The sequence below is a fragment of the Rhodococcus sp. Eu-32 genome (genome assembly GCF_003336925.1).
Taxonomy (GTDB): Bacteria; Actinomycetota; Actinomycetes; order Mycobacteriales; family Mycobacteriaceae; genus Rhodococcoides; species Rhodococcoides kyotonensis_B.
Map to the genome: position 1 here is coordinate 139534 of NZ_QGNK01000008.1, position 26552 is coordinate 166085.

Sequence of the window (26552 nt, forward strand, 5' to 3'; positions counted from 1 at the left end):
GTCGCCCCGGCTCACCACCAACCCGTCGCCGACGCCATCTTCCGCCCGAGTTCCGCGGTCAGAGTCCGCATGTATGTCGCAGTGAGGTGATGTTCGTCGCGATAGATCAGCACGTTGCCCGCAATCACACGACAGATGTCGACGTCGCACAGCGCGTTCGACAGGTCGAGGGGGAACACCGTCGGGAATCGGAACGATGCGGCGAGCGCGGGATCGATCGGGGACAGCGCATTGTCGCGGGGCATGCCGCACGACGTCGCCGAACCGCCGTCGGCGAGGCAGTCGATCGCTCGATACTGGACGCCGCCGCGTTCGAGCCACGGGTTGTCGCGCATCGCGAGCACGGGAATGCCGCGCGTCGACAGCTCGGACCACACCTGCAGATACCAGTCCGGGGTGTAGTCGCCCGGCCCGTCCTCGCGGGGGCGTGTCGATGTCGTGAACACGTAATCGGGCGAACTCTCTCCGAGCCTGTCGACGACGGTCCGGCTCCAGTCGAGACAGTCCGGATATTCGGTGTCGCCCAGCATCGGCATCGTTCCGAGGGTCAGCGGACATCCCATCTTCAGGTACGTCACGATGCGGAATCCGTGTTCGCGTCCGAGTGCGTCGAGCGCGGTGATCCAATGCTCGGCGTGCGAACTGCCCGCCAGGGCAATGGTGCGCGGCGCCGTCGTATCGCCGTACTCGCAACTGACGGCGTCCTTCGTCTCGAAGTCGGCGATGCAGCCCTCGATCGTCGTGATCGGCAGGTCTTCGGGAGCGGAGAAAAGGGACGGTGCGATGTCGGCGTCGTCGGCCTGGGCGCCGTCGGTGAGAACGAGCGCACCGGGATGCGTCGCGAGATCGTCGCCGTCGGCAGCCTGGAGCTTCGCGACGGTGCGATCGATGTAGAAATTCCAGCCGGTCGAGCCGACGACCACGACGGCAGCCAGGACCGCGGCGGTGGCGGTGATGGCGATTCGGGGAATGGACCTGGCCTTCGACTGCATCGGTTTCTCGACGAGCCGGACGGTGGCCATGGCCAGAAGCACCGACACGGCGATGATCGCGGCGCCGACGGGAATGCTCGCGGACGGCTCGCCGGTGACTGCGAGCCAGAAGATGAGGATGGGCCAGTGCCAGAGGTAGAGCGGGAACGCGATCGATCCGAGCCACAGGCCGACGCGGCTGCGCAGCACACGGGCGACGGGCGTCGACGGTCCCGCCACGATCAACGCAAGTGTCGCGAGAACGGGAAACAGTGCCCAGGGGCCGGGAAACTCACGGACGCCGTCGAGTACGAAACCGCACGCGACGATCGCGCTGATACCTGCCAGTGCGAGCACGGTCCGGCCGGTCCGCTTCGGTAGACCTTCCTCGTCCTCTGACGTCGAGCTGCGGGCGGCGAACACCGCAGCCAATGCGGCTCCGGCCAGGATCTCCCAGAGACGAGCGCCGGTGTCGTAGTAATTCCACGACTGCAGCCGCGTTGCGCCGTCCGCCGCGTACACGAAGGACAGAAGAGCGAATCCGGAGAACAGAACGAGGTAGACGCGGGGATCGGGGCTTGCGCGGTGGAAGCCCCGCGAGCGTCGCAGGATGGCGGCGAGACCGAACACGACGACGATCGCGAGCAGATAGAACTGGAACTGCACGGCCACGGACCACAGGTGCTGCAGTGGGCTGACGTTCGGATCCGCTGCCAGGTAATCCTGCGACGTCCAGGCCAGTTCCCAGTTCGCGAAGAAGAAGACGCCCGACACGAGCTGGTCCCCGATGTCCGCCCAGCGGGTGCGCGGAAACACGGTCACCGCCCCGACCGCGACTCCGACGAGAACCAACACGAGAGGTGGCCCGAGCCTGCGGAGGATTCGAGAGACACGGGTGAACGGGTTCAGGCTTCCGCCCGCCCGAGCGGTGCGGATCAGCGATGCCGTGAAGAAGAAGCCGGTGAGCGTGAGGAAGACGTCGACACCGCCGGATACGCGACCCATCCAGACGTGGAACACGACCACGAGGGCGATCGCCACACCGCGGAGTCCGTTGAGGTCCTCCCGAACCGCAGCGTTCCCCTCGACCCGAGGCGCGGGCAGCTGAGGATCGGTGACGCCGACGGGGTGGCTATGGGCATGCATATGAGGGTGAAAACTCCGGCAGTCGGCGTGTATCCAGTACGGCGTTCAGTGGCTCGGGGACACGATACTGGTCCGTAGCCCTACGTGAACAATCAAGCAACGGGAGCTGACGTCGCGGTGGGGAGTGCGTGTATGGCGTCGACGAGCGGTGCGAGTTCGGGGACCTGGTGTGCCGAGGCGAGAGCGCTTTCGAGGACGTCGTCGTGCGTGGGGCGAGCTCGGTTCAACAACTGCCTGCCCTCCTCGGTCAGTTCGGTGTAGATGCCGCGTCGGTCGTCCTTGCAGAGAATGCGCGTGAGAATCCCGCGATCTTCGAGGCGGTTCACGAGACGAGTGGTCGCGCTGCTGCTGAGTGCCGACGCCCGGGCCAGCTGCTGCATGCGCATGTGCCATCCGTCCTGACGGCTCAATGCGTCGAGCACCGTGTACTCGACGACCGACAACGAGTGCTCGGACTGCAGGGTCCGCTCGAGCTCGTTCTCGATGTGTGCGTGAAGGGCGGCGAGTGTCCGCCAGCCTTGTGCGCGAACGAGCGACGAGTCGTCTGCAATTCCCATGTCTGCTCCTCGTGCCGGTGAACTGGTCCGAGTTTAGCAGCTTGCGCGTTTATCGCGCGCGTGCAACTATTTATGACGCGTGTGCAACTACATGCACACGCTCTATATCTACTCACGCATCGATCGAGGGGTCTTCTCATGCCACTAGGGCTACTTGCTCTCGCCGTCGGAGGGTTCGGCATCGGGCTCACCGAGTTCGTCATCATGGGACTGCTGCCCGACGTCGCCGCGGACTTCGGCGTCACCGAGCCCGTCGCGGGCTGGCTGATCACCGGCTACGCATTGAGCGTCGTCGTCGGAGCGCTCGTGGTCACCGCACTCGTCAGCCGGTTTCCGCGCAAGAACGTGCTGGTCGGACTCATGGGCCTGTTCATCGCAGGTAATTTCCTGTCGGCCCTCGCGCCGACGTACGAGGTGATGATGGGGGGACGCGTCGTCGCGGCGCTGTGTCACGGTGCGTTCTTCGGCATCGGCTCGGTCGTTGCCGCAGGCATGGTTGCACCGAGCAAGCAGGCGGGCGCCATCGCGATGATGTTCGCCGGGCTCACCGCTGCCAACGTGTTGGGCGTGCCCTTCGGCACGTTTCTCGGCCAGACGTACGGCTGGCGGTCGACGTTCTGGGCCATCACGGTCATCGGGGTCGTCGCGCTCGTCGGCATTCTCGCTCTCGTCCCGGCGCAGCAGGGATCGCAGGCCGACGCGAATCTGCGTCACGAGCTGCGCGCGTTCCGCGAGGTCCAGGTCTGGCTGTCCATCGCGCTGACGGTCCTGGGGTACGGCGGCATGTTCGGAGCGTTCACGTACATCGCGTTCACGCTGACCGATGTCGCAGGGTTCTCGACGACGTCGGTGCCGTGGCTGCTCGTGCTGTTCGGCGTCGGTTTGTTCGTCGGAAACTACGTGGGCGGCAAGGCAGCCGACCGCAGTCTCACCGGCACGCTGCTCGTCGTCCTCGCCGTGTTGACGGTCGTGCTCGTGTTCTTCGCGTCGACCGCGGAGAGCCAGATCGCCACCGTCGTGTCCCTGTTCCTGATGGGTGCGTTCGGTTTCGCGACGGTTCCCGCTCTGCAGATGCGGGTGATGTCGTTCGCGTCGGAGGCGCCGACCATGGCGTCGGGAGCGAACATCGCGGCGTTCAACCTGGGCAATGCCCTGGGTGCGTGGATCGGTGGAGTCACGATCACCGCAGGTCTCGGTTACACGTCACCCATCTGGGCGGGCGCGGTGATCACCGCCGCTGCTGTCGGCGTTCTGGTCGTCGCGACTGCGCTGCAACGGAATCGGGAGCTGGTGGCCGCGTAGGTGCTCGAACCGGAGCTGCCCAGCGCCCAGGTTGCTACAGTGACGCCCTGACTCGGGGAGGGGTTCGATGGGGATCGTTCGGTCGTTGGGAATCGTGGTTGCAACCCTGGCAGCGATAGCGGCTGTGACGACCGGCAGTGCGTCCGCAGACGAGTCGCCGACGGTGTGGCTCTGCAAGCCCGGTTCGGTTCCGAATCCGTGTGACGGCAGCCAGGAGACGTACGTCGCCGCGTCGAAGTCGGTCGAGGCCGGCCCCGCCCCGTCCGATCCGTCCGTCGATTGCTTCTACGTCTATCCGACGGTGTCGCTCGACCCCGCCCTCAACGCGGACCGGTCCGTCGGTGTGGAGGAGCGATTCATCGCGCAGCAGCAGGTCGAGCGGTTCTCTCCGCACTGCCGGGTCTTCGCACCGGTCTATCGCCAGAGCACACTATTGGGGCTCGCGACCTCGGCGGGCGATGCGCGAGCTGCCGCTCTGTCGGAGGCGTACGGGGACATCGAGCGTGCTTGGGACGAATACTCGACGCGGTACAACGACGGTCGGGGCGTCGTGTTGATCGGCCATTCTCAGGGGACCTACATGCTTCGGGCGCTGATTCGTCAGCACATCGACCACGACGACGACGCGCGTTCCCGGATCGTCTCGGCGCTGCTCATCGGCGGCAACGTGCTGGTCGAGCGGGGGAGCAATGTCGGCGGAGATTTCGAGAATCTGCCGGGGTGCACGTCTGCGGACCACATCGGCTGCGTCGTGGCGTATTCCGCGTTCGACGACGTGCCGCCGGCCGACGCCCGGTTCGGGCGTTCGCCGTCCGCCGACAACTACGGTTCCGCTCTCGACCTGCCGTACGGTCCGGACTACGAGGTGATGTGCACCAATCCTGCGTCGCTGCAGGACAATTCACGAGCTCCACTACAGACGGTGTTACGGTCTGCCGCGGTCGTTCCCGGTGCCCCCGCGGTCGTCGTGAACGCGAACGCTCTCGTGGCGCCCGCACCGTTCGTGATTCCGGCACAGAACTACACGGCGCGGTGCGAATCCGACGGGGATGCGCGGGTCCTCCGTATCGAGGGTGGCGACTCCGCGGAGCTGAGGGCTTTGCCGACCGCGGGCTGGGGACTGCATCTTCAGGACGTCAACCTGGCGCTCGGCGATCTCACCGACCTCGTCGAACGGCAGACCTCGACATATCTGGCGCAGCGGTAGGCAGGGTGGGCGTGTTGTCCCTGTTGCGCGCGTCTGAGCCGGAAATCCGGATGGGCGTGGGACAAGTGGGACATCAGTCTCAGCATCCCGAATTCAGCCGCGGTGCAACAGCATTGATCGTGCAACACTGAGGCGATGCATACCGCACATCGACAGCGCTCGTATTCCGTCCGCTTCGATTGGGGATCCACCGGAGCTTCTGCGATCGGGGCCGATGCCGACGTGGCGGTCGTCGTGGATGTGTTGTCTTTCACCACGACACTCTCTGTTGCCGTCGACCGGGGCGTCGAGGTGTTCCCATACCGTTGGCGAGACGACGGAGCCGCGCGATTCGCCGCGGACCGTGGCGCCGTCCTTGCTGTCGGTCGACGCGAAGCGCGGGCATCCGATATAAGCCTTTCGCCAGGCACGGTCCGGTCCGCGCAGGGGCTGGCGAGATTGGTGCTCCCATCGCCGAACGGATCGTCGATTGCGCATTCGTTGTCCGCCTCGTCCGGCGTGTGTATCGGCGCCTCCCTACGCAACGCGTCGTCGGTCGCCGAATGGATCTCTGCGAACTACCGCGATGGATCGGTCGTGTCCGTCATCGCAGCGGGGGAGCGCTGGCCCGACGGATCCCTGCGACCCTCGGTCGAAGATCTGTGGGGAGCAGGTGCAGTACTCGCCGAGTTAGTCGACCGCAGGCCGAATCTCGAGGTGTCACCTGAGGCCGAAGTCGCTGTAGCGACGTGGAACTCGATTACGGGCACGGTCGAGGCAAAGCTGCAGAGCTGTGCGTCGGGGCGCGAACTCGTTCTCGACGGGTATCCGTCGGATGTCGCCATCGCGGCCGAAGTGGGTCGAAGCCGCTCTGTGCCGATCCTGCGCGAAGACCGGTTCGTGAACCACGGGCGCGTACTCGATAACTGACGTTTCCGCGGCATACCCCGTCGACCCCGTGTCACCCTTCCGGATGCCTTCTGAGCTCCAATCCGATCTGCTCGGCATCCAACACGTTGAGCGCCTTCTCCAACGATTCCGCGTCGAACAAGCCGTCGTCGCGGGCGTCCAACAGCGCCGTCCGCTGCGCTGAGATCTGCTCCCACCTGCTCTGCCCGTCCAACGGTGCTGCCGCTTCGGCCAGCAGGCGTCGAATTCCCTCGCGTTGCGCGTCGTCCTCCTCCGTCTCCTCGGCGCCCGTCGGCGTCACCCAACCCACGACGCGTTTCAGTGTGCCGCCCTGCAGGAGAAGTGAACCGACGGCGACGAGGAATGCGACGAGAACGAGCAGCGATCGCGCAGGCGTGTCCTCGGGAAGAGTCTGCGCGGCAGCCAACGTGACGGCACCACGCATCCCGGCCCACACGACGACGGTGCCGTCGCGCCAATCCAGAGGCGCGGCGAGGAAGTAGTCGATGTCGGCGAGTCCGCGGCGTATCCGAGTGCGAAAGCGAGCAATCTGACTTTCCGACGCCTGACGACGTCCGCGAAACAGGTAGGTCTCACCGTGTCCGTCGAGGCGGCCTGCGGCGTCGTACAGCTTGGGCTTCAAGCGTTCGAAGCGAGCTGCACGTCGGCGAAGCAGGCGAATCAGTGGTGCGACGAACGCGGCGCGCACGAGGATGGTGACGACCAGGGCACCTGCGGCCACGAGTGCCGCTGTTCCGATGCCGCGGTGGTCGTCGTTGACGTCGGCGACGATCGTGGACAGTTCGAGTCCCATCGTCAGGAACACGGCGCCTTCCAGCACCAATTCGACTGCCCGCCAGTTCTGGGTGTCCGACAGCCGGTGTCGCGGGGACAGCGATCGAGGCGCGCCGTGGCCGGTGACGAGACCGGCGACGACGGCTGCGACGAGCCCGGACGCGCCCAGTTCCTCGGCAGGAACGGCCGCGAGGAAGGGAACGGTGAAGGAGATGACGGTGTTGACCGTCGAATCGGTGACTTTCGAACGAATCTTCAGATTGAGATGCCCGACGACGAGCCCGATGACGGCTGCAACGGCGACGGCGAACACGAAGTCGCCGATGACTCCCAGCAGCGACACCGACGCGGCGGCACCGGCGATCGCGGTGCGCAGCAGCACGAGTGCGGTGGCGTCGTTCAACAGACCCTCGCCCTCAAGTATCGACACGACCCGTTTGGAGACCGGTAGGCCGCGGACTATGGACGTCGCGACGGCGTCGGTCGGACTGACGATGGCGCCGAGCGCGATACCCCACCAGATGTTCAGATCCGGGATGACCCAGCTGAAGAACGAGCCGAGCACGATGGCGCTGACGACGACGAGCAGCACCGACAAGCCACCGATCGCACCGAACTCGCGTCTGAAATCCATCGTCGGCATCGACACCGACGCCGAATAGAGAAGCGGCGGAAGCACCCCCGCGAGAATCCACTCGGGGTCGATCTCCACGTCGGGCACGAACGGCATCAAGCTGATTCCGATGCCGAGGAGTACCAGGAGCAGGGGAGCGGCGACGCCGATTCGCTCGCCGAGCATCGATGCCGCGGCGATCGCGAGCAGGCCTGCGACCATCACGATCAAAATGTCCACACCCGGATCCTTTCAGGAGAACAAGTCCAGATACGACGAAGGGCCCCGAGCGTGCGCTCGGGGCCCTTCGGTGGTGTGAATCAGTTGGACGCGGCCTCACGACGCGGCAGCTTCCAGCCGGGGCGCACGAAATGGCACGTGTACCCGGTGGGGTAGTTCTGCAGGTAGTCCTGGTGTTCCGGCTCGGCCTCCCAGAACGGGCCCGCAGCGGTGACCTCGGTGACGACCTTGCCCGGCCACAGGCCCGACGCGTCGACGTCGGCGATCGTGTCGAGAGCCACCTGCCTCTGCTCGTCGCTGGTGTAGAAGATCGCGGAGCGGTAGCTCATGCCGACGTCGTTGCCCTGACGGTTCTTCGTCGACGGATCGTGGATCTGGAAGAAGAACTCGAGCAGGTCACGGAACGAGATGACCGACGGGTCGAACACGATCTCGACCGCTTCGGCGTGCGTGCCGTGGTTGCGGTAGGTGGCGTTCGGAACGTCGCCGCCCGAGTATCCGACGCGTGTCGACACGACCCCGGGCTGGTGCCTGATCAATTCCTGGGCTCCCCAGAAGCATCCTCCGGCGAGGATGGCGGTTTCGGTCGTTGCAGTCACTTCTGCGCTCCTTCGTCTGGCTGTGCATCGTCAGTTGTCTCGAACTGCGCGCGGTATTCACCGTAGCCCTCGGCCTTCAACCGATCCACCGGCACGAACCGCAGGGCCGCCGAGTTCATGCAGTAGCGAAGTCCGCCCTCGTCCTTCGGCCCGTCCGTGAACACGTGGCCCAGGTGCGAATCGCCTGTTGCGGATCGGACCTCGGTACGCATCATCAGGTGGCTGTAGTCTCGCTTCTCCACGACGCTCCGCGCGTCGAGTGGTCGGGTGAAACTCGGCCAGCCCGAGTGGCTGTCGTATTTGTCGGCCGACGAGAACAGTGGCTCACCGGTGACGACGTCGACGTACAGGCCGGGCTCGTGGTTGTCCCAGTACTCGTTGTCGAAGGCTCGCTCGGTGCCGTTCTGCTGCGTGACGCGGTACTGCTCCGGCGTCAGCCGTTCGATGGCGCTCGAATCCTTCGCGTAGGTGCGCGACATGTGCCGTCCTTCCTGCTGGGTGGGGCATCGAAGTCCCATCGAGGTAAACGTCGCGCAGGCGCTGATATTCCCAGTTCGCGACGCCGGAGGGGCATCGGGATTCGACGCGCTGCGTAGGCTGACCGAATGGCATTGGTTTCGGATCGACTGTGGCGGGCTCTCGGACGATCGGCACAGAAGAACCAGTCGCGTTCTCGGAGCACGGTCGATCAAGCGTCCGACCTCGCGTCCTGGGCGACGGACCTGACCGACGCCGAGATCGCCGACACGGCCACGAGTCTGCGCGTCGCCGATGCGGGCAAGTTGGACGTACCTCGCTACTTGGCCGTCGTTCGCGAAGCCGCCGACCGATCCATCGACATGCGACCGTTCGACGTCCAGTTGCTCGGGGCAGTCCGCATGCTGGAGGGCGACGTCGTCGAGATGGCCACCGGTGAGGGCAAGACCCTCGCCGGAGCCGTGGCCGCCGTCGGGTACGTGCTGTCCGGTCGTCACGTCGATGTGATCTCGATCAACGACTTCCTCGCGCAGCGCGACGCAACGTGGATGGGCCCGCTGTTCGAGATCCTCGGCATCAGCGTCGGGTGGATCGCCGAATCGTCGACGCCCGAGCATCGACGCGACGCCTACGGGTGCGACGTCACCTACGCGTCGGTCAACGAGATCGGATTCGACGTCTTGCGTGACCATCTCGTCGACGACGTCGCACAGCTGGTGACGCCGACGCCCGACGTCGCGCTGATCGACGAGGCCGACTCCGTTCTCGTCGACGAGGCACTCGTGCCTCTGGTGCTTGCCGGTTCGGTGTCGACCGATGTGCCTGCCGAGAAGGTGTTCGACGCAATTCGGTTGCTGGACGAGGGAATCGACTACGACACCGACGCCGATGGGCGCAACGTGTTCCTCACCGACGTCGGTGCGACGCGCGTCGAGAAGGAACTCGGCGGCATCGACCTGTACTCCGAGGACCACGTCGGGACGACGCTCGTCGCAGTGAACGTGGCCCTGCACGCGCAGGTTCTGGTCAAGCGCGACGTGCACTACATCGTGCGCGACGGACGCGTCCAGTTGATCAACGCCTCCCGCGGCCGCGTCGCCGAATTGCAACGGTGGCCGGACGGTTTGCAGGCTGCCGTCGAGACGAAGGAACGACTGACGCAGACCGAGACCGGCGAAATTCTGGACACCATCACCGTGCAGGCACTGATCGGCCGATACGCGACGGTGTGCGGCATGACCGGCACGGCATTGGCAGCGGGCGAACAGCTTCGCACCTTCTACGGCCTCGGCGTGTCGGTCATTCCGCCGAATCAACCGAACGTTCGCGTCGACGAACCGGATCGGGTCTACGACACGGTCGCCAACAAGAATGCGGCCGTGGTCGAATTCGTGAAGGAAGCACACGCGACGGGCCAGCCCGTTCTGATCGGCACCCATGACGTCGCCGAATCGGAGTCTCTGGCATCGCTTCTCGACGACGCGGGCGTGTCTGCCGTCGTGCTCAACGCCAAGAACGACGCCGAGGAAGCGACGGTCATCGCGAAGGCGGGTGTCCGCGGCGCAGTCACGGTGTCGACGCAGATCGCCGGACGCGGCACGGACATCAAGCTCGGCGGTCCCGAGGGCGTCGAGGACGCATCGGTGAAGGCTGCAGTCGTCGAACTGGGCGGGCTGCTCGTCGTGGGAACGGGTCGGCACACGACAGAGCGTCTCGACGATCAGCTCCGCGGACGTGCAGGCAGACAGGGTGATCCCGGCCGATCGGTGTTCTTCTCGAGCTGGGAGGACGACGTCGTCACGGCGAACCTCGGCCCGAAGGAACAGCCCAAGCAACACGACGAGACCGGCTTGATCACTGCGGGACGTGTCGCCGACAAGATCGATCACGCGCAACGCATCGCCGAGGGCGCCATGCTCGACGTGCACTCGCGCACATGGAAGTACAACGAACTGACCGCGCAGCACCGAGAAATTCTCGACAGCAGGCGTGCGTCGTTGCTGACCACCGACGAGGCGCTGGAACTGCTCGCGTCGGCTGCTCCCGACCGGGCGGCAGAGCTTCGTCGTACGCTGGACGAGGACGTTCTCGTCGTTGCCGCCCGTCGAATCGTGTTGTATCACTTGGATCGTGCGTGGTCCGATTACCTCGCGCACCTCGCCGACGTCCGGGAGAGTATTCACCTCCGTGCGTTGGGTCGCGAGAATCCGTTGGACGAGTATCACCGCATCGCGGTCGACGCATTCAAGACCGTCTCGTCGAAGGCGATCGAGCAAGCGGTCTCGACGTTCGAGAACGCCGAGATCACCTCGGAGGGAATCGATCTCGATACCGAAGGTCTGCACCGTCCGACGTCGACGTGGACCTACATGGTGCACGACAACCCGTTCGCGGGCACTGCGGCGAACCGTTCCGGCCTCGGTGTGATCTTCGGCGGCTAGTCACGCCTGACCGCGCAGGTTGCAGTGAGTGCGCGCGTTGCAACGTGCGCATTCGCTGAAAAGTGCGCGATGAACCAGCGATATCTAGACCCGCTCGTCCGCCCCGAGTGCATGCCGCACGCCGTCGACGAACAAGCCGAGTCCGAACTCGAATTTGCTTGTCGGATCCGGACTTTCGAAGAGGGGCGACGCGTCGTCGGCAAGTGCGCCGACCGAATCCATCTGCATGCGCGACTGTTCGTCGACCGTCTGCCCGAGGATGTAGTACAGCAGTGTGTCCGCCGTCAGTTCGGCGTGGCCGCGGGCCATTCCGGCGCGAATGCACACGGCCGCAATGCGTTCGCGCACTCGGTTGGTCGTCAGCCGCGACGCGTAGGTCGCGGCGACGAGCTCGGCGCCGTCACGGTGCGACAGCAATGCGTTGCGTAGGCGGTGGGCGAGTTCCAATAGTTGCTCGTCCCACTGTGCGGCCTCGACCGGGGTGTCGACGCCTGCCAGCAGATGATCGGCGATGGCGCCCAGCAACGTCTGCTTGTCCTTGAAGTGCCAGTAGAGCGCGCCGGGCTGCACGTGCAACGACGTCGCAAGCCGGCGCATCGTCAGGTCGCCCAGGCCGTACTCGTCGAGGATCGCGATCGCGCCGTCGAGAACGTCCGCTCTGCGCAGTTGCACTCCCTGACTCCTGTCCGTGTGTCGGCCTTTGACATTAACCGACGCCCAGCATAGCTTGAACGGCGTTCAACTTGAACAGTGTTCAAGAGCGCCTAGATGAGGAGCAGCCCATGACTCAGGTATCGACCGACGTTCTCGAAACCGCGCGGATGCAGGTGCTGCGCGACGGGGTCGGCCTGACCGAGGCGCAGGTGCTCGAGGTACTGAACCTGCCCGACGAACGCCTGGACGAGCTGCTGGCGCTGGCGCACGAGGTGCGCATGGCGTGGTGCGGTCCCGAGATCGAGGTCGAGGGCATCGTCAGTCTGAAGACCGGCGGATGCCCGGAGGACTGCCATTTCTGTTCGCAGTCGGGGCTGTTCGAATCTCCGGTTCGGGCTGCGCGGCTCGATATTCCGAGCCTCGTCGAGGCGGCCAAGCAGACGGCGAAGACGGGCGCCACGGAGTTCTGTATCGTCGCCGCGGTTCGCGGTCCCGACGAGCGTCTGCTCGCACAGGTCGCCGCGGGCATCGAGGCGATTCGCAACGAGGTCGAGATCGACATCGCGTGCTCGCTCGGCATGCTGACCCAGGAGCAGGTCGACCGCCTGGTCGAGATGGGGGTCCACCGGTACAACCACAATCTGGAGACCTCGCGGTCCTATTTCCCGAACGTCGTGACGACCCATACCTGGGAAGAGCGGATGGGCACGCTGCGAATGGTGCGCGACGCGGGCATGGAGGTGTGCTGCGGCGGAATCCTCGGTATGGGGGAGTCGCTCGAGCAGCGCGCCGAGTTCGCGGCGGACCTGGCCTCGCTCGAACCGGACGAAGTGCCGCTGAACTTCCTCAACCCACGCCCCGGCACACCGTTCGGCGAACTCGAGGTTCTGTCGGCATCGGAGGCGTTGCGCGCGGTCGCAGCGTTTCGCCTTGCTCTGCCGCGCACCATTCTGCGATTCGCAGGCGGCCGCGAGATCACGCTCGGAGACCTCGGCGCGCAGCAGGGAATTCTCGGTGGCATCAACGCCGTCATCGTCGGCAACTACCTGACGACGCTCGGTCGGCCCGCAGAACAGGACCTGGACCTTCTGGATTCCCTGCGGATGCCGATCAAAGCGCTGAATTCGACCATCTAAAGTGGGTTCGGTGACCAGCGAGCTTCGCTACAACCCCTTCACCGGTCAGCCCGTCGTACCCGGCGTCATCGACTCGATGCCCGCCGCGGCCCGTCTCGGCCTCGAACCTGCTCGATTCTGTCGCGACTGCGGCCGCCGCATGGTCGTGCAGATCGTCCCCGACGGCTGGTCGTCCACGTGCTCGCGGCACGGCGTCGTCGACTCGACGTCGCTCGAACGGAGATAGACGCGTGTCGAACGAGGGAGTCGGAGCACGGACGACGGTCAGGACGTCGCTCGTCGCCGTCGTCGCATCCGTGGTGGTGGGCGCCCTCGCCGGCCTCCTGTGGTCGATACTCGCGCCGACGGAACAGTTCGTGGTCGTCGTTCCCGGTCAGGGTGCAGCCCTGACGGGAGAAAGCCTGCACCGATTCGATTCCCTCGCGTTGTTCGGCTGCATCTCGTTCGTGTGCGGCGTGCTGCTCCCCGTCGCGTTCTGGACGCGCAAGGCCGCCCGCGGTCCGGTCCTGTTCCTGGCAATGCTGGCGGGTGCCGTTCTCGGCGCGCTGGCGATGCTCGGTGTCGGAGTATGGGTCGCCGGGCTACTGCACGCGCGGCCGCAGGATCCGGCCGTCGGGTCGGTCGTCGAGGTGGCACCGGGGATCGGATCCCTGTTGGCCCTCGTGATCCAGCCGCTCGTGACGTCGCTCGTCGTCGTGCTGCTCGCCGCGATGAATCCGCACGACAACCTGATGTACACACCCGTCGACGAGTCGATCGAGCCGGACGACGTCGCACTCGAGAAGGATCACGCCTGACCGGGCGGTCTCAGAGCGGCGAACTCGTCGGTGACGCGCAACGACGCGTCGGCGAATCGGTAGAGCGCAGGCGGGCGGCCACCGGCCTTGCCCGGCGGCGCAGTCTTTCCCGTCGCTTCGAGCACTTTCCGTCGCGCCAGCACGCGCTGCAGATTGGTCGCGTCGACCTGATAGTCCAGAGCTGCCGCGTAGATTTCGCGCAGCGTCGACATCGCGAACTCGACGGGAGCGAGTGCGAACGCGATGTTGGTGTACGACAGCTTCGCGACGAGACGAGCGCGCGCGTGCCGCACGACCGTGCCGTGATCGAACGCCGTCTCGGGTAGGCGAGCAACCGGATGCCACGCCGTGTCAGGCGGCAGTGTGGGATCCGACGAGATGGGGACGAGGCCGAGAAAGTTCGACGCGATTCGGCGGTCGCCGGGGACGCGGTCGGGGTCGGAGAAGATCGACAGCTGCTCGAGATGCGCGACCGTCCGCACGTCCACCTTTTCGGCGAGCTGCCGACGCGCCGACGTCGGGAGGTCTTCGTCGTCGCCGAGAACCCCGCCGGGGAGTGACCAAGATCCCAGGTCGGGCTCTTGCGCTCGTTGCCAGAGGAGGACGGCGAGTTCGGGGCCGTGGCCTGCGGAAAAGGTTCGCACCTGGAACACCGCGATGAGCACTTCGTGCACAGTGCTACGATGAGTCATGTTTTCGATTGTAAGTCGAAAACCCCTACGGAGGAAATCCGGACGAAGGTGACGTCACCACGACGACATTGCGCAGCCGGGTGATCGGTGAAGGAGTACCGAAATGACGAGCACTGCATTCCGTCTCGACACTGCTGTCGACCTGGGCGAGATCGTCGACGGCCCGGCGGGATACGGGGGAGTCGAACCGACCGAGGAGTGGGCCGCGGAGGTCAAGCGGTTGGCGAGGTTGCGCGGCGCGACGCTTCTGGCGCACAACTACCAGCTTCCGGCGATCCAGGACGTCGCGGACTTCGTCGGTGACTCTCTCGCACTGTCGCGTGTCGCCGCCGAGGTGCCCGAGAACGAGATCGTGTTCTGCGGCGTGCACTTCATGGCCGAAACCGCGAAGATCCTCAGCCCGTCCAAGACCGTATTGATCCCGGATCAGCGCGCCGGATGCTCGCTCGCCGATTCGATCAGCGCCGATCAGCTGCGCGAGTGGAAGGACGAGTTCCCACACGCGGTCGTCGTCTCGTACGTCAACACGACGGCCGAGATCAAAGCCCTCACCGACATCTGCTGCACGTCGAGCAACGCAGTCGAGGTCGTCGAGTCGATCGACCCGAGTCTCGACATCCTGTTCCTGCCGGACCAGTTCCTCGGCGCACACGTCAAGCGCGTGACCGGCCGCGAGAACCTGCACATCTGGGCGGGCGAGTGCCACGTGCACGCCGGCATCAACGGTGACGAGCTCGCCGCCAAGAGCCGCAGCCTGCCCGACGCCGAACTGTACGTGCACCCCGAGTGCGGCTGCGCGACGTCGGCTCTGTATCTCGCGGGCGAGGGTTTCGTGGCGCCCGACAAGGTCAAGATCCTCTCGACCGGCGGCATGCTCGACGCGGCCCGCGACACCGGTGCGCGGCAAGTGCTCGTCGCGACCGAGATCGGCATGCTGCACCAGCTTCGGCGTGCCGCACCGAACGTCGACTTCCAACCGGTGAACGACCGTGCGTCGTGCAGCTACATGAAGATGATCACCCCCGCAGCCCTGTTGCGGTGCCTCGTCGAAGGCAAGGACGAGGTGCACGTGGATCTCGACACCGCTCACGTCGCGAGCAAGTCGGTGCAGCGGATGATCGAGATCGGCACACCCGGCGGCGGCGAGTGACACCGTCCGTCGGGGGAGCCGAGCCGTCGATCGGTTGGGAAGCTTCGGCGGACCTGGTGGTCGTCGGCGGTGGCGTGGCCGGACTCAGCGCGGCGATCTCGGCGACACGGCGTGGACTGCGCGTCGTGACCCTCGCCAAGGGCGACGCGTCGGGCACCTCGACGCAGTACGCACAAGGCGGCATCGCTGTTCCTGGCACGGCTGCCGAGGGCGACTCCGTCGATTCGCATGTGCACGACACGTGCGAAGCCGGCGTCGGTCTGTGCGACGAGGACGCGGTTCGATCGATCGTCGAGGCGGGACCCGCGGCGCTGTCGATGCTCGAGTCGCTCGGTGCCGTCTTCGATCGTGGTGTCGACGGCGCCCGCGCCCGCACGAGAGAGGGCGGCCACCGCGTCCGACGCATCGTCCATGCAGGCGGCGACGCCACCGGCGCGGAAGTGCAACGTGCACTGAGCGATTCGATGCCGTCGGTTCTCCACGGGACCTCGGTGATCCGCGTGCTCGTCGATCGCGGCGACGTCGTCGGAGTGCTGGCGCACTCGGCAGCCGGGTACGGCGTCGTGCAGGCCCCTGCCGTGCTGTTGGCGACGGGCGGGCTCGGCCAGCTGTTCTCGTGCAGCACCAATCCGCCGGACGCGACCGCGGACGGTATCGCGTTGGCGCTCGACGCGGGCGCGGAGATCTCGGACCTGGAATTCGTTCAGTTCCATCCGACGGTGTTGTTCGCCCCCGGGTCGACCGGCCGCAGACCTCTCGTGAGCGAGGCGGTTCGGGGAGAGGGCGCACATCTGGTCGATCTCACCGGCACCCGCTTCATGGCGGACAGTCATCCGCTGGGGGATCTCGCGCCGCGTGACGTCGTCTCGCGGGCGATCGCCGAGCGGATGCGCCTCACCGGCAGCGACCACGTGCTGCTCGACGCTCGCGCCATCCGTCACTTCCACACGCGGTTCCCGACGGTCACCGCGTCGTGCCTGGCGGCAGGCATCGATCCGCTGGACGACCTGATTCCGATCGCGCCCGCTGCGCACTACTCGTGCGGAGGCGTCGCGACGGACGTGTGGGGACGAACCAGTGTTCCAGGCCTTTTCGCGGCCGGCGAGGTCGCGCGAACAGGCCTGCACGGCGCGAATCGGCTCGCGTCGAACAGCTTGCTGGAGGGGTTGGTCGTCGGTGAACGTGCGGGAATCGCCGCAGCGGAACGCCGCGGACGGCGTGCCGAGATCGGGGACGTCTCGCTGCCGTCGACCGCGAGTATGCCTCGGGCGACTCTGCAGGCACTCATGACCGAGAACGCAGGCGTCGTACGGGATCCCGAGGGTCTCGAGACCGTCGTGCGTGCTCTGGGCGGCGCACGTGCCGTCGAGATACACGAGAAGGTGTGGGAGGACGCAGCATTGACGACGGCCGCGTCGGTTCTCGCGCTGGCGGCGTCGGCCCGCGAAGAAAGCCGCGGCTGCCATACGCGGCGTGACTATCCGGACATGTCGTCGGCGCGGAGCAGCCGCGTTCGTCGAGACGAAGCAGGCGACATCGAGATACGCGGTGTCGAAGAATTGACGGGAGTAGGTCGACAGTGAAGGAACAGACGGTGACCGAACTGGCGAAGCAGGGACTCGATCCGCAGGAGATCCGTGCGCTCGTACGTGTAGCTCTGAACGAGGATCTGCGATTCGGACCGGACGTGACGACGACAGCTACCGTGAGCGCCGACGCCGTCGCGACCGCCTCGGTCGTCGCTCGCCAGCCGGGCACCGTCGCCGGCATCGACGTCGGTCTCGTGGTTCTCGACGAGGTGCTCGGAGCGTACGAAGTGACGGACCGAGTCTCGGACGGGTCGACAGTCGTTCCGGGACAATCGGTTCTGACCATCACCGCGCCGACGCGCGGCTTGCTGACGGCCGAGCGGACGATGCTCAACCTGATCTGTCACCTGTCCGGAATCGCGACTGCAACCGCAGCGTGGGTGGCGGAAGTGGCCGACACCGACACGAAGATCCGCGACAGCCGCAAGACGTTGCCGGGCCTTCGCGCGCTGCAGAAGTACGCGGTTCGCGCGGGAGGCGGCGTCAACCATCGCATGGGCCTCGGCGACGCGGCGCTCATCAAGGACAACCACGTCGCCGCGGCGGGATCGGTCGTCGCAGCATTGAACGCCGTGCGGGCTCTCGCGCCGGACCTCGAATGCGAGGTCGAGGTCGACAGTCTCGAACAGCTCGATGAGGTGCTCGCCGAGGATGTGGCGCTGGTTCTGCTGGACAATTTTCCGCTGTGGCAGACGCAGATGGCGGTGCAGCGCCGCGACAAGGTGGCACCGCAGACCAAGCTGGAGTCGTCGGGAGGCCTGACGATCGATGTCGCGCACGACTACGCGAAGACCGGCGTCGACTACCTGGCCGTCGGCGGCCTCACGCATTCGGTGACGGTCCTCGACCTCGGGTTGGACATGTAAATTCACCCCTTTCCCGCATCGTTGGTCCGCGGCAGCCGGCTATCGGATGCCGCGGACCGTCGATGCCGAGAGCGTCGGCTAAATTCGAGAGTGATGGTCGAAAATCAGAGCGTAAGGCTGGACAGCTGGGTATGGGCGGTGCGGTTGTTCAAGACCCGTTCGGACGCGGCGAGCGCGTGCCGGGCGGGTCATGTTCGCGTGAACGGCACTCCCGCGAAACCCGGTCTGCGTATCGGCCCCGACGACGAGATCCGTCTCCGCGTCGGCGGGCTGGAGAAGATCGTCGTGGTGACGCGGCCGATCGCGAAACGCGTCGGCGCGTCCGTCGTCCCGCAATGCCTGATCGACCGTAGTCCGCCTCCGCCGTCCAAGGAGATCCTCGCGTCCGTTCCGCGACGCGATCGAGGTGCGGGAAGGCCCACCAAGCGAGAACGACGCGAGATCGACAAGCTGCGGGGGTTTTAGTTAGCCCCGCTTGCCGCGCTTGCTGGGCGGTGAGCCCTTGCGTCCCTTGGAGGCAGTCGGCTGCGGCTTCTTCTTCGGCGCCGCCTTCTTGCGGGTCTGCGCTGCCGGTGTCGTCGACCCACGCGAACTGCGAACCGACCTCCCGCGCACGATGCCGACGAATTCCTCCACCAGTTCGGTCGTCCGATCCGTCGGCCACGCAACGGCGATCGGTGACGACGCCACACCGTCGACCGGCCGGTAGACCAGGTCGCGTCGACTGTGCAGCCGTGCGATGGACTGCGGTACGACCGCGATGCCCAGCCCGGCAGCCACGTATTCGAACAGCTGCGCGTTCGACTCGACCTCGATCGGGGCCAGGCGGGAACCGTCGGCGATTTCCGTTGCGACGGAGGCCCATTCGGGAACTTCGTCCGCGTCCTGCAGGAGGTGCTCGTCGGCCAGATCCGTCACCGGCACACGGTCGTACGCCGCCACCGGGTGATCTTTGGGCACGACGACGACGAGCTGTTCCTCGTACAGCGTGATGACGCTCCGGCCGTCGCGGTCGATGGGCAACCGTACGAAACAGACGTCCGCGGACTCGTCGGCGAGCGGGAGGAGTTGAGTCTCGACGGTCGTCGGGACCAACCGCAGTTCGACGCCGGGGATGCGCTCGGCCCAGATCCGCGTCCACTTCGTCAGCGTCACGCCCTCGGTGTATCCGATCGTGAAGGTTGGATCGGTTCGCGCCGCGGCCTCGGCGGCGACGCGCTCTTCGTCCTCGGCCACGAGGCGACGCGCCTCGAGGAGGAATTCGGCCCCCTGTTCGGTGAGCTGTGTCGGCGACGCCCCGGGGACGAACAGCGAAAAACCCAGGCTTTCCTCGAGATCGATGACGGTGCGGCTGAGCCGAGTTCGAGCGATGTTCAGCGACTTCGCCGCCCGCGCGAAGTGCAGTTCCTCGGCGACGGCGATGTACCAGCGGAGGTCACGGACGTCGAAGTTCACAGTCGTCACAGTAGGCGAGGGCCGAGGTGCTGCTCGGAGTCGGTGGCATTCGGGGCAGTTTTCTACCGATAAGCTGTACCGGTGAGCCCGGAGAAGAACCCGCAGTACATGAAGCCCCTGACCGCGGCGAACAAGCTCGGTATCTACCTGCAGGCAGCCCCCGACGAATTCCAGAACACACCGCTGACCCGGTCGGATCTGGAGGCGCTCCGCAAGGATCCGCCCGCATGGCTGACCGAGTTGCAGACGAATGGCCCGTTCCCGAAGGACGTCGTCGCCCGCAAGCTGGGTGTGTCGATCGCGGGACTGGCCCGCGCCGAGATCACCGACGCGCTGACCGCGTCGCAGATCGCCGAACTGCTCGAGGATCAGCCGGACTGGTTGGTCAAGGAACGCCGCACCCAAGCCGAGGTGCGTGCCGAAGCCGAGCGAGTGAAGGCCAAAGAAGAGGCGCGACGCGCCGCGACGAACCGGCCCGCGAAGAACCGTAGGTAGTCCGGGCGGGGTGTCAGGACAGGACGCCGTCCAGGTACGACCACGCCCCGTCGACACGTACGAAACGGCTGCGTTCGCGCAGTACACCGTTGCCGTCGGGGTGCTTGTAATAGGCGCTGAACTCCACGATGCCTTCGTCGTCGAGCAGGCCGCCTGCCCGGGTGTCGTGTATGTCCAGGCGGTACCACCGCTGCTGTGGATCGAGTGCGAGGTCGTGCGGCGCCGTCGTCGGGTGCCAGGTGCGACGCAGGTACTCCTCGTCGCCGACGGCGAAGGCGCTGTACCGCGACCGCATCAGATGTTCCGCGGTCGGCGGCGTCGACTCCCCGCGCAGGTACGGACCGCAGCATGCGTCGAACGGCTCGCCGCGTAGGCAGGGGCAGACGGTGCTCACGACGTCCTCCCGATCAGGCCGCGGGTGCGGCGCGTCGGATCGTGGCCAGGAACGACGCCGCGACGAAGAACAACCCGGCGAACGTGCGGTTGACTCCGACCTGCTGACGACGCGACCGCATCACGCGCAGCACGCGTGAGGCCAGCGACGTGTAACCCGTCATCACCAGCATGTCGACGGCGACCATCGTCGCGGCAATGACGAGGTACTGCGGCAGCAGGGGACTCGACGGGTCGAGGAACTGGGGGAGCACCGCGAGCATGAACACGACGGCTTTCGGGTTGCTCGCGTTGACGAGGAACCCGCGCACCAGCATCGTGACACCACGATCGGCGACGGGCGTCGCGCCGTCGATCTCGGTGGGGGCCGCGCGCCACTGGCGAATGCCGAGGTAGACGAGGTAGGCGACGCCGAACCATTTGATGACGGTGAACGCGAGGGCCGAGTTGGCGAGAACCGCGCCGAGACCGACGGCGACTATGGCGATCTGCAGGAGCAGCCCGATCTGCAGGCCGAAGATGTTCCAGTATCCGCGTCGGAGTCCGTGGCGAAGGCCGGTCGACATCGACGCGATCGCTCCCGCCCCGGGGGAGAGACTGATGACGACGCTCGCGCCGAGGAAAGCCAGCCACACATGCCAGGTCATCGCCCTATTGAACTACGTGTGTGCCGTGCCGGTCGAATCGCCCGAGAGTGAAGTTCTCCGCGGTGGGGTACGCGCGGAGACATGGTTTCGATACGCACGATCGACAGAGGCGACCGCGTCGTGGCTCGCCAGGTGGACGTCAACGCGTCGGCCGAAGAACTGTTCGCGAAGGTGGCGAACCCGCACCGGCATGGAGAGCTCGATGGATCCGGAACCGTGAAGGACACGGTGAGCGGCCCCGATCGGCTCAGCCGTGGTGCGAAGTTCTCGGTCGGCATGAAGCAGTACGGGGTGCCCTACAAGATCACGAGCACGGTGACCGATTTCGTCGACGAGAGCACCTCGAAGGTCGTCGAATGGCGACACCCCATGGGCCACACGTGGCGGTGGGAGTTCGACGAGAAACAGCCCGGCGTCACCACTGTGACCGAGTCGTTCCAGTACGGCACCGCGAAGGCGCCGAAGGTGCTGGAGATCTTCAAGATGCCGCAGCAGAACGCCAAGGGAATCAGTTCGACCCTGGAGAAGCTGGCGCGGCAGTACGCCTGAAAGTCGGTGCGGTGGTCCGGCGGTGACGGATTCGTCTCGAATGTTGTTCCCGTCGGTTTCGCCCTTTTTCGGTGGTACTGTTCGCCGCACCAATCAGTGGACCCGGTTGCAGGATGTGGCGGAAGGGATTCATGTGAACACCAGGCGAGCCATCGCGACGTGTACCGCAGCACTGCTGTGTGTGCTGACTCCCTCGGTCGCCGGAGTGAGCGCCGCTGCTGCCGAAGACCTTCCGGTCGCTGCCGCGTCGTCCGCCGACGGGTCGTACATCACCTCCGCGACGCGCATCGACGACCGTCAACTGAAGCTCGAGATCTACTCCGCCGCGATGGACCGCACGATCCCTGTCCAGGTCATGACACCGGCCGACGGCTCGGTGTCCCGGCCGGTGCTTTATCTGCTCAACGGCGCAGGCGGCGGCGAGGACTCGGCGTCCTGGCAGTCGCAGACAGACAGTGTGCAGTTCTTCCAGGACAAGAACGCCTTCGTCGTCACCCCGCAGGAAGGCAAGTGGTCGTACTACACGGACTGGATCGCCGACGACCCGGTTCTCGGCCGCAACAAGTGGCAGACCTTCATCGGCGAAGAGCTGCCGCCGCTGATCGACGCGCAGTTCGACACCAACGGTGTTCAGTCGATCGCCGCACTGTCGATGTCGGGGACCTCCGTGCTGAACCTGGCGATCGCCTACCCCGGCCAGTACCGGGGCGTCGCGGCGTACAGCGGCTGCGCTCAGACGTCGGACCCGCTCTCGCAGCAGTTCGTCAAGCTCGTGGTGGAGACGTACGGCGGCGGCAACGTCGAGAACATGTGGGGTCCGCTCGACGGACCGGTGTGGCGCGAGAACGACCCGATTCTGCACGCCGAGCAGCTGCGCGGCACCGAGATCTACATGAGCACCGGTACCGGCCTTCCCGGCATCCCGCACGACACCCCACTGAACCCGCGCTTCGCCGAGGGCAAGGCCCGGTTGTTCCCCGACCAGCTGATCGTCGGCGGCGGAATCGAAGCCGTCGTCAACTTCTGCACGTCGAACATGGCCAAGGAGCTCTACCGCCTCGGCATCCCGGCCCAGGTCGACTTCCGTCCCGTCGGGACGCACTCGTGGGGTTACTGGCAGGACGATCTGCACGCGTCGTGGCCGATGCTCGCGCGCTCGATGGGAATCTGAGGGGCCGCCGGGATCTAGACTTTTCGGCATGGCAATCGTTCCCGACACGAAGAACTGGACCTGGGTCCTCGAGCGGCAGTGTCCCGACTGCGGCTTCTTCGCCGGCGACGTCTCGTTTCGCGACATCCCCGCATTGATCAGAGCCGACGTCGACGCCTGGGCGAACGTCCTGTCGTCCCCGCACGTCGCACAGCGACCGAACGAGCAGACCTGGTCGCGACTGGAGTACGGCGCGCACGTCCGCGACGTCCACCGGAAGTTTCTGACGCGCCTCGATCTGGTGCGTACCGAGGACGACCCTCTGTTCGAGAACTGGGACCAGGACGCGACGGCGATCGAGGACGACTACAACGCGCAGGACCCGGCCACGGTGGCGGTCGAACTCGCCGACGCAGCACGCGCCCTCGCGGACGCGTTCGACGCGGTGCCGGATGCCGATCTGTCGCGAACCGGTCGGCGGAGTGACGGCGCGCGGTTCACCATCCGGACACTGGCGCAGTACTACATCCACGACCCGGTCCATCATCTGTGGGACGTGCGGCGATAGCCGAAAATCACGCGAACTATCCTTGAGTTACACCATACGACTTTCCGAAGGGGTCACTATGCCTGCCCGCATCGAGCTCGCCCGCGTGGATCTACGCGGCCGAACTCCATCCACCGCCGAACTACGCGGCGCTCTCCCACGAGGCGGAGTGGATGTCGACGCGGTGCTGCATCATGTTCGCCCGGTCGTCGACGCGGTCCGCGATCGTGGTGTCGACGCGGCCCTCGAGTACAGCGAGCAGTTCGACGGTGTCCGCCCCGATCGGGTGCGGGTGCCGGCCGAGGCGCTGGTCAAGGCGCTCGACGAGCTCGATCCTGCGGTGCGTGAGGCGCTGGAGGTCGCGATCACGCGTACCCGCGTCGTGCATGCAGATCAGCGCCGGACGGACACGACGACCGAGGTCGTCCCCGGGGGCACTGTGACCGAGCGTTGGATTCCCGTCGACCGTGTCGGGCTGTACGTGCCCGGTGGTAACGCCGTCTACCCGTCGTCGGTGGTCATGAACGTGGTGCCCGCGCAGACCGCGGGCGTCGGCTCGCTCGTCGTCGCGTCGCCCCCGCAGGCGGAGTTCGGCGGTCTGCCGCACCCGACGATCCTTGCTGCCGCGCAGCTGTTGGGTGTCGACGAGGTGTGGGCTGTCGGCGGTGGCCAGGGCGTCGCTCTGCTGACCTACGGCGGCACCGACACCGACGGCGCCGAGCTGGCCCCGGTGGATCTGATCACCGGCCCCGGCAACATCTACGTCACTGCCGCGAAACGGTTGTGCCGCGGCGTGGTCGGTATCGACGCCGAGGCGGGCCCGACGGAGATCGCGATCCTGGCCGACGCGTCGGCCGATCCGGTGCACGTGGCAGCGGACATGATCAGCCAAGCCGAGCACGACGTCATGGCGGCAAGTGTGCTGGTGACCACGAGCACCGAACTCGCGGACGCGGTCGACGCGGCGTTGTGGGCCCAGCTGGAGTTCACCAAGCATGCCGAGCGAGTGACGACGGCGCTCTCGGGTGCGCAGTCGGGCATCGTGCTGGTCGACGGCATCGACCAGGGGTTGCGCGTCGTCGACGCCTATGCCGCCGAACACCTCGAGATTCAGACCGAGGACGCGTCGGCGGTGGCTGCTCGGGTACGAAGCGCCGGAGCGGTGTTCGTCGGCGCCTGGTCGCCTGTCAGTCTCGGTGACTACTGCGCAGGGTCCAATCACGTGCTGCCGACCGCCGGGTGCGCACGGCACTCGTCGGGGCTCAGCGTGCAGACCTTCCTGCGCGGCATCCACGTCGTCGACTATTCGGAAGCGGCCCTGAAAGATGTTGCAGGTCACGTGATCGCCCTGGCGAACGCCGAGGACCTGCCCGCCCACGGCGAAGCCGTCCGCCTCCGATTCGAAGGACTGACCTCGTGAGTTCCGTTGCCGGCCGGTCTGTTTCGCTCGACGACCTGCCGATCCGAGACAGCTTGCGCGGTAAGTCCGCATACGGTGCGCCGCAGCTGACGGTTCCGGTACAGCTCAACACGAACGAGAACCCGCACCCGCCGACGCAGGCACTCGTCGACGATGTCGCCGAGTCGGTGCGCGTCGCCGCGACTCAGTTGCACCGGTACCCGGATAGAGACGCCGTCGAATTGCGCACTGCGCTGGCCGACTACCTGACGGGACAGACCGGATTCGCCGTCGACGTCGCCAACGTGTGGGCGGCCAACGGCTCCAACGAGATTCTGCAGCAGCTGCTGCAGGCATTCGGTGGACCGGGACGCTCGTCGCTCGGTTTCGTGCCGTCGTACTCGATGCACCCGATCATCTCGTCGGGCACCCAGACCGAGTGGATCGAGGCGATGCGTCGCGACGACTTCTCGCTCGACGTCGACTACGCGGTCTCGGCGATCGAGGCGCGTCAGCCCGACGTCGTGTTCGTGACGAGCCCCAACAACCCGACCGGCCACAGCATCGCCGAGTCCGACCTGCGACGAATTCTCGATGCGGCGGGCGGAATCGTCATCGTGGACGAGGCGTACGCCGAGTTCTCGTCGCTGCGCAGCGCGATCGGGCTGATCGACGACTACCCGACCAAACTCGTCGTGAGCCGCACGATGAGCAAGGCGTTCGCGTTCGCGGGCGGGAGGCTCGGCTACCTCGTGGCAGCTCCTGCCGTCGTCGACGCGATGTTGTTGGTGCGCTTGCCGTATCACCTGTCGGTCGTCACTCAGGCCGCCGCACTCGCGGCGCTGCGGCACGCGTCGGAGACGCTCGGTAGCGTCGCGCAGCTGTCGTCCGAGCGTGACCGCGTGATGGCAGCATTGACGAGCTACGGTTTCGACGTCGTACCGAGCGACGCCAATTTCGTTCTGTTCGGCCGGTTCTCGAACGCTGCTGCCACCTGGAAGCGCTACCTCGACGAGGGCGTGCTGATCCGCGACGTCGGCATTCCCGGATATCTACGCACCACCATCGGACTCGACACCGAGAACGACCGGTTCCTCGACGTCAGTGCACAACTGGTTCGAGACGAACTCGCCACGACCACAACGCAACCGGAGGCCAGCCGATGACCACGGCAGCATCACCCAGGATCGCCCGCATCGAGCGCGCGACCAAGGAGTCCGACATCACCGTCGAACTGAACCTCGACGGCACGGGCACGGTCGACATCTCGACGGGTGTCGCGTTCTTCGATCACATGCTGACGGCGCTGGGTACGCACGCTCGGTTCGATCTCACCGTGCACGCGAAGGGCGACGTCGAGATCGACGCACACCACACCGTCGAGGACACCGCCATCGTGCTCGGTCAGGCGCTCGGCCAGGCGCTCGGCGACAAGTCGGGTATCACTCGCTTCGGCGACGCGTTCATTCCGATGGACGAGACGCAGGTCCACGCATCCGTCGACGTCTCGGGTCGGCCGTACTGCGTGCACACCGGTGAGCCGGACTACCTCGTGCACTCGGTCATCGGCGGCTACCCCGGCGTGCCCTACTCGACGGTCATCAACCGGCACGTGTTCGAGTCGCTCGCGATGAATGCCCGTATCGCACTGCATGTTCGAGTTCTCTACGGACGCGATCCGCACCACATCACCGAAGCGGAGTTCAAGGCCGTCGCGCGTGCGCTGCGGCAGGCCGTCGAATTCGACCCTCGGGTCAGCGGGATTCCGTCGACCAAGGGAAGTCTGTGACGTCCGCT

Annotated in this window: 28 protein-coding genes; 18 read left to right on the plus strand and 10 right to left on the minus strand. The window is 66.1% G+C overall.

The window, feature by feature from the left end; all coding sequences use genetic code 11:
* Positions 1 to 11 precede the first annotated feature (11 nt).
* Both DK926_RS12105 and DK926_RS12110 read right to left on the minus strand, forming a co-directional pair.
* Positions 12 to 2117 carry an acyltransferase family protein gene (locus DK926_RS12105; RefSeq protein WP_114330591.1) on the minus strand — a complete coding sequence of 702 codons (2106 nt, stop codon included), beginning with the start codon at positions 2115 to 2117 and terminating at the stop codon, positions 12 to 14.
* A gap of 92 nt (positions 2118 to 2209) precedes the next feature.
* Complete coding sequence (locus DK926_RS12110; RefSeq protein WP_114330592.1) at positions 2210 to 2674, minus strand: MarR family transcriptional regulator; 465 nt, start codon at positions 2672 to 2674, stop codon at positions 2210 to 2212.
* 138 nt (positions 2675 to 2812) lie between these two features.
* Between DK926_RS12110 and DK926_RS12115 the strand changes: the two genes are divergently transcribed.
* The 3 genes from DK926_RS12115 to DK926_RS12125 all read left to right on the plus strand — a co-directional run bounded on the left by DK926_RS12115 (position 2813) and on the right by DK926_RS12125 (position 6092).
* Positions 2813 to 3976 (plus strand): MFS transporter, encoded by a 1164-nt coding sequence (locus DK926_RS12115; protein WP_114330593.1) that lies wholly within the window; start codon positions 2813 to 2815, stop codon positions 3974 to 3976.
* 67 nt (positions 3977 to 4043) lie between these two features.
* Positions 4044 to 5183, plus strand: coding sequence for a DUF3089 domain-containing protein (locus DK926_RS12120; RefSeq protein ID WP_114330594.1), 1140 nt, complete (start codon positions 4044 to 4046; stop codon positions 5181 to 5183).
* Positions 5184 to 5318: 135 nt separating this feature from the next.
* The gene (locus DK926_RS12125) at positions 5319 to 6092 is read left to right on the plus strand and encodes a 2-phosphosulfolactate phosphatase (RefSeq protein ID WP_114330595.1); all 774 of its coding nucleotides are present in this window, start codon (positions 5319 to 5321) and stop codon (positions 6090 to 6092) included.
* 31 nt (positions 6093 to 6123) lie between these two features.
* Here DK926_RS12125 and DK926_RS12130 read toward each other — a convergent pair whose 3' ends face one another.
* The 3 genes from DK926_RS12130 to msrB form a co-directional block, all read right to left on the minus strand.
* Positions 6124 to 7719 carry a sodium:proton antiporter gene (locus DK926_RS12130; RefSeq protein ID WP_114330596.1) on the minus strand — a complete coding sequence of 532 codons (1596 nt, stop codon included), beginning with the start codon at positions 7717 to 7719 and terminating at the stop codon, positions 6124 to 6126.
* Positions 7720 to 7799: 80 nt separating this feature from the next.
* Entirely contained in the window at positions 7800 to 8318 is a 519-nt protein-coding gene (msrA, locus tag DK926_RS12135; protein WP_114330597.1) for a peptide-methionine (S)-S-oxide reductase MsrA, read from the minus strand.
* On the minus strand, positions 8315 to 8797 hold the full coding sequence (msrB, locus tag DK926_RS12140) for a peptide-methionine (R)-S-oxide reductase MsrB (protein WP_114330598.1): 483 nt from the start codon (positions 8795 to 8797) through the stop codon (positions 8315 to 8317). Before msrB ends, msrA begins: the two co-directional genes overlap by 4 nt.
* 126 nt (positions 8798 to 8923) lie before the next feature.
* Here msrB and secA2 point away from each other — a divergent pair, with 126 nt between their 5' ends.
* Positions 8924 to 11236: an accessory Sec system translocase SecA2 gene (gene secA2 / locus DK926_RS12145; protein ID WP_114330599.1), complete on the plus strand. Its 2313-nt coding sequence runs from the start codon at positions 8924 to 8926 to the stop codon at positions 11234 to 11236.
* 84 nt (positions 11237 to 11320) lie between these two features.
* On the opposite strand, the gene DK926_RS12150 is transcribed toward secA2, so the two are convergent.
* The gene (locus DK926_RS12150) at positions 11321 to 11908 is read right to left on the minus strand and encodes a TetR/AcrR family transcriptional regulator C-terminal domain-containing protein (protein ID WP_068420742.1); all 588 of its coding nucleotides are present in this window, start codon (positions 11906 to 11908) and stop codon (positions 11321 to 11323) included.
* 110 nt (positions 11909 to 12018) lie between these two features.
* On the opposite strand from DK926_RS12150, the gene bioB reads away from it, so the two are divergent.
* The 3 genes from bioB to DK926_RS12165 are packed head-to-tail and all read left to right on the plus strand — an operon-like array spanning position 12019 to position 13823.
* A complete protein-coding gene (gene bioB / locus DK926_RS12155; RefSeq protein ID WP_114330600.1) occupies positions 12019 to 13026 on the plus strand; it encodes a biotin synthase BioB in 1008 nt (335 codons plus the stop codon).
* 10 nt (positions 13027 to 13036) lie between these two features.
* Positions 13037 to 13252, plus strand: coding sequence for a hypothetical protein (locus DK926_RS12160; protein ID WP_243636768.1), 216 nt, complete (start codon positions 13037 to 13039; stop codon positions 13250 to 13252).
* Between the two features lie 4 nt (positions 13253 to 13256).
* Positions 13257 to 13823, plus strand: a complete 567-nt coding sequence (locus tag DK926_RS12165) for a DUF2567 domain-containing protein (protein WP_114330601.1) — start codon at positions 13257 to 13259, stop codon at positions 13821 to 13823.
* On the opposite strand, the gene DK926_RS12170 is transcribed toward DK926_RS12165, so the two are convergent.
* A complete protein-coding gene (locus DK926_RS12170) occupies positions 13814 to 14515 on the minus strand; it encodes an NUDIX domain-containing protein (protein ID WP_114330602.1) in 702 nt (233 codons plus the stop codon). The genes DK926_RS12165 and DK926_RS12170 overlap by 10 nt on opposite strands.
* A gap of 103 nt (positions 14516 to 14618) precedes the next feature.
* Here DK926_RS12170 and nadA point away from each other — a divergent pair, with 103 nt between their 5' ends.
* The 4 genes from nadA (at position 14619) to DK926_RS12190 (ending at position 18585) form a co-directional block, all read left to right on the plus strand.
* Positions 14619 to 15665, plus strand: coding sequence for a quinolinate synthase NadA (gene nadA, locus DK926_RS12175; RefSeq protein WP_114330603.1), 1047 nt, complete (start codon positions 14619 to 14621; stop codon positions 15663 to 15665).
* Complete coding sequence (locus DK926_RS12180) at positions 15662 to 17248, plus strand: L-aspartate oxidase (protein ID WP_114330604.1); 1587 nt, start codon at positions 15662 to 15664, stop codon at positions 17246 to 17248. The genes nadA and DK926_RS12180 overlap by 4 nt, the downstream gene beginning before the upstream one ends.
* A gap of 11 nt (positions 17249 to 17259) precedes the next feature.
* Positions 17260 to 18120 carry a carboxylating nicotinate-nucleotide diphosphorylase gene (nadC, locus tag DK926_RS12185; RefSeq protein WP_114330676.1) on the plus strand — a complete coding sequence of 287 codons (861 nt, stop codon included), beginning with the start codon at positions 17260 to 17262 and terminating at the stop codon, positions 18118 to 18120.
* Between the two features lie 93 nt (positions 18121 to 18213).
* Positions 18214 to 18585 (plus strand): RNA-binding S4 domain-containing protein, encoded by a 372-nt coding sequence (locus DK926_RS12190; RefSeq protein WP_114330605.1) that lies wholly within the window; start codon positions 18214 to 18216, stop codon positions 18583 to 18585.
* Here the strand turns inward: DK926_RS12190 and DK926_RS12195 are convergent, their stop codons facing one another.
* Positions 18586 to 19575 (minus strand): LysR family transcriptional regulator, encoded by a 990-nt coding sequence (locus DK926_RS12195; protein WP_114330677.1) that lies wholly within the window; start codon positions 19573 to 19575, stop codon positions 18586 to 18588. It lies immediately after the preceding gene.
* Positions 19576 to 19656: 81 nt separating this feature from the next.
* Between DK926_RS12195 and DK926_RS12200 the strand changes: the two genes are divergently transcribed.
* Complete coding sequence (locus DK926_RS12200; RefSeq protein WP_114330606.1) at positions 19657 to 20070, plus strand: DUF5997 family protein; 414 nt, start codon at positions 19657 to 19659, stop codon at positions 20068 to 20070.
* A gap of 13 nt (positions 20071 to 20083) precedes the next feature.
* On the opposite strand, the gene DK926_RS12205 is transcribed toward DK926_RS12200, so the two are convergent.
* Entirely contained in the window at positions 20084 to 20464 is a 381-nt protein-coding gene (locus DK926_RS12205; RefSeq protein ID WP_114330607.1) for a YchJ family protein, read from the minus strand.
* Between the two features lie 13 nt (positions 20465 to 20477).
* Entirely contained in the window at positions 20478 to 21110 is a 633-nt protein-coding gene (rhtB, locus tag DK926_RS12210; RefSeq protein WP_068420760.1) for a homoserine/homoserine lactone efflux protein, read from the minus strand.
* Between the two features lie 81 nt (positions 21111 to 21191).
* Here rhtB and DK926_RS12215 point away from each other — a divergent pair, with 81 nt between their 5' ends.
* From DK926_RS12215 to hisB, 6 genes are all read left to right on the plus strand, one after another.
* Positions 21192 to 21659 carry an SRPBCC family protein gene (locus DK926_RS12215; protein ID WP_114330608.1) on the plus strand — a complete coding sequence of 156 codons (468 nt, stop codon included), beginning with the start codon at positions 21192 to 21194 and terminating at the stop codon, positions 21657 to 21659.
* A gap of 205 nt (positions 21660 to 21864) precedes the next feature.
* Positions 21865 to 22830: an alpha/beta hydrolase family protein gene (locus DK926_RS12220; RefSeq protein ID WP_243636776.1), complete on the plus strand. Its 966-nt coding sequence runs from the start codon at positions 21865 to 21867 to the stop codon at positions 22828 to 22830.
* Between the two features lie 28 nt (positions 22831 to 22858).
* Positions 22859 to 23377: a DinB family protein gene (locus DK926_RS12225; protein ID WP_114330610.1), complete on the plus strand. Its 519-nt coding sequence runs from the start codon at positions 22859 to 22861 to the stop codon at positions 23375 to 23377.
* Between the two features lie 58 nt (positions 23378 to 23435).
* The gene (hisD, locus tag DK926_RS12230) at positions 23436 to 24776 is read left to right on the plus strand and encodes a histidinol dehydrogenase (RefSeq protein WP_114330611.1); all 1341 of its coding nucleotides are present in this window, start codon (positions 23436 to 23438) and stop codon (positions 24774 to 24776) included.
* Positions 24773 to 25921, plus strand: a complete 1149-nt coding sequence (locus DK926_RS12235) for a histidinol-phosphate transaminase (RefSeq protein WP_114330612.1) — start codon at positions 24773 to 24775, stop codon at positions 25919 to 25921. The genes hisD and DK926_RS12235 overlap by 4 nt, the downstream gene beginning before the upstream one ends.
* Positions 25918 to 26544, plus strand: coding sequence for an imidazoleglycerol-phosphate dehydratase HisB (gene hisB / locus DK926_RS12240; RefSeq protein ID WP_068420769.1), 627 nt, complete (start codon positions 25918 to 25920; stop codon positions 26542 to 26544). The genes DK926_RS12235 and hisB overlap by 4 nt, the downstream gene beginning before the upstream one ends.
* The last annotated feature ends 8 nt before the right edge of the window (positions 26545 to 26552 follow it).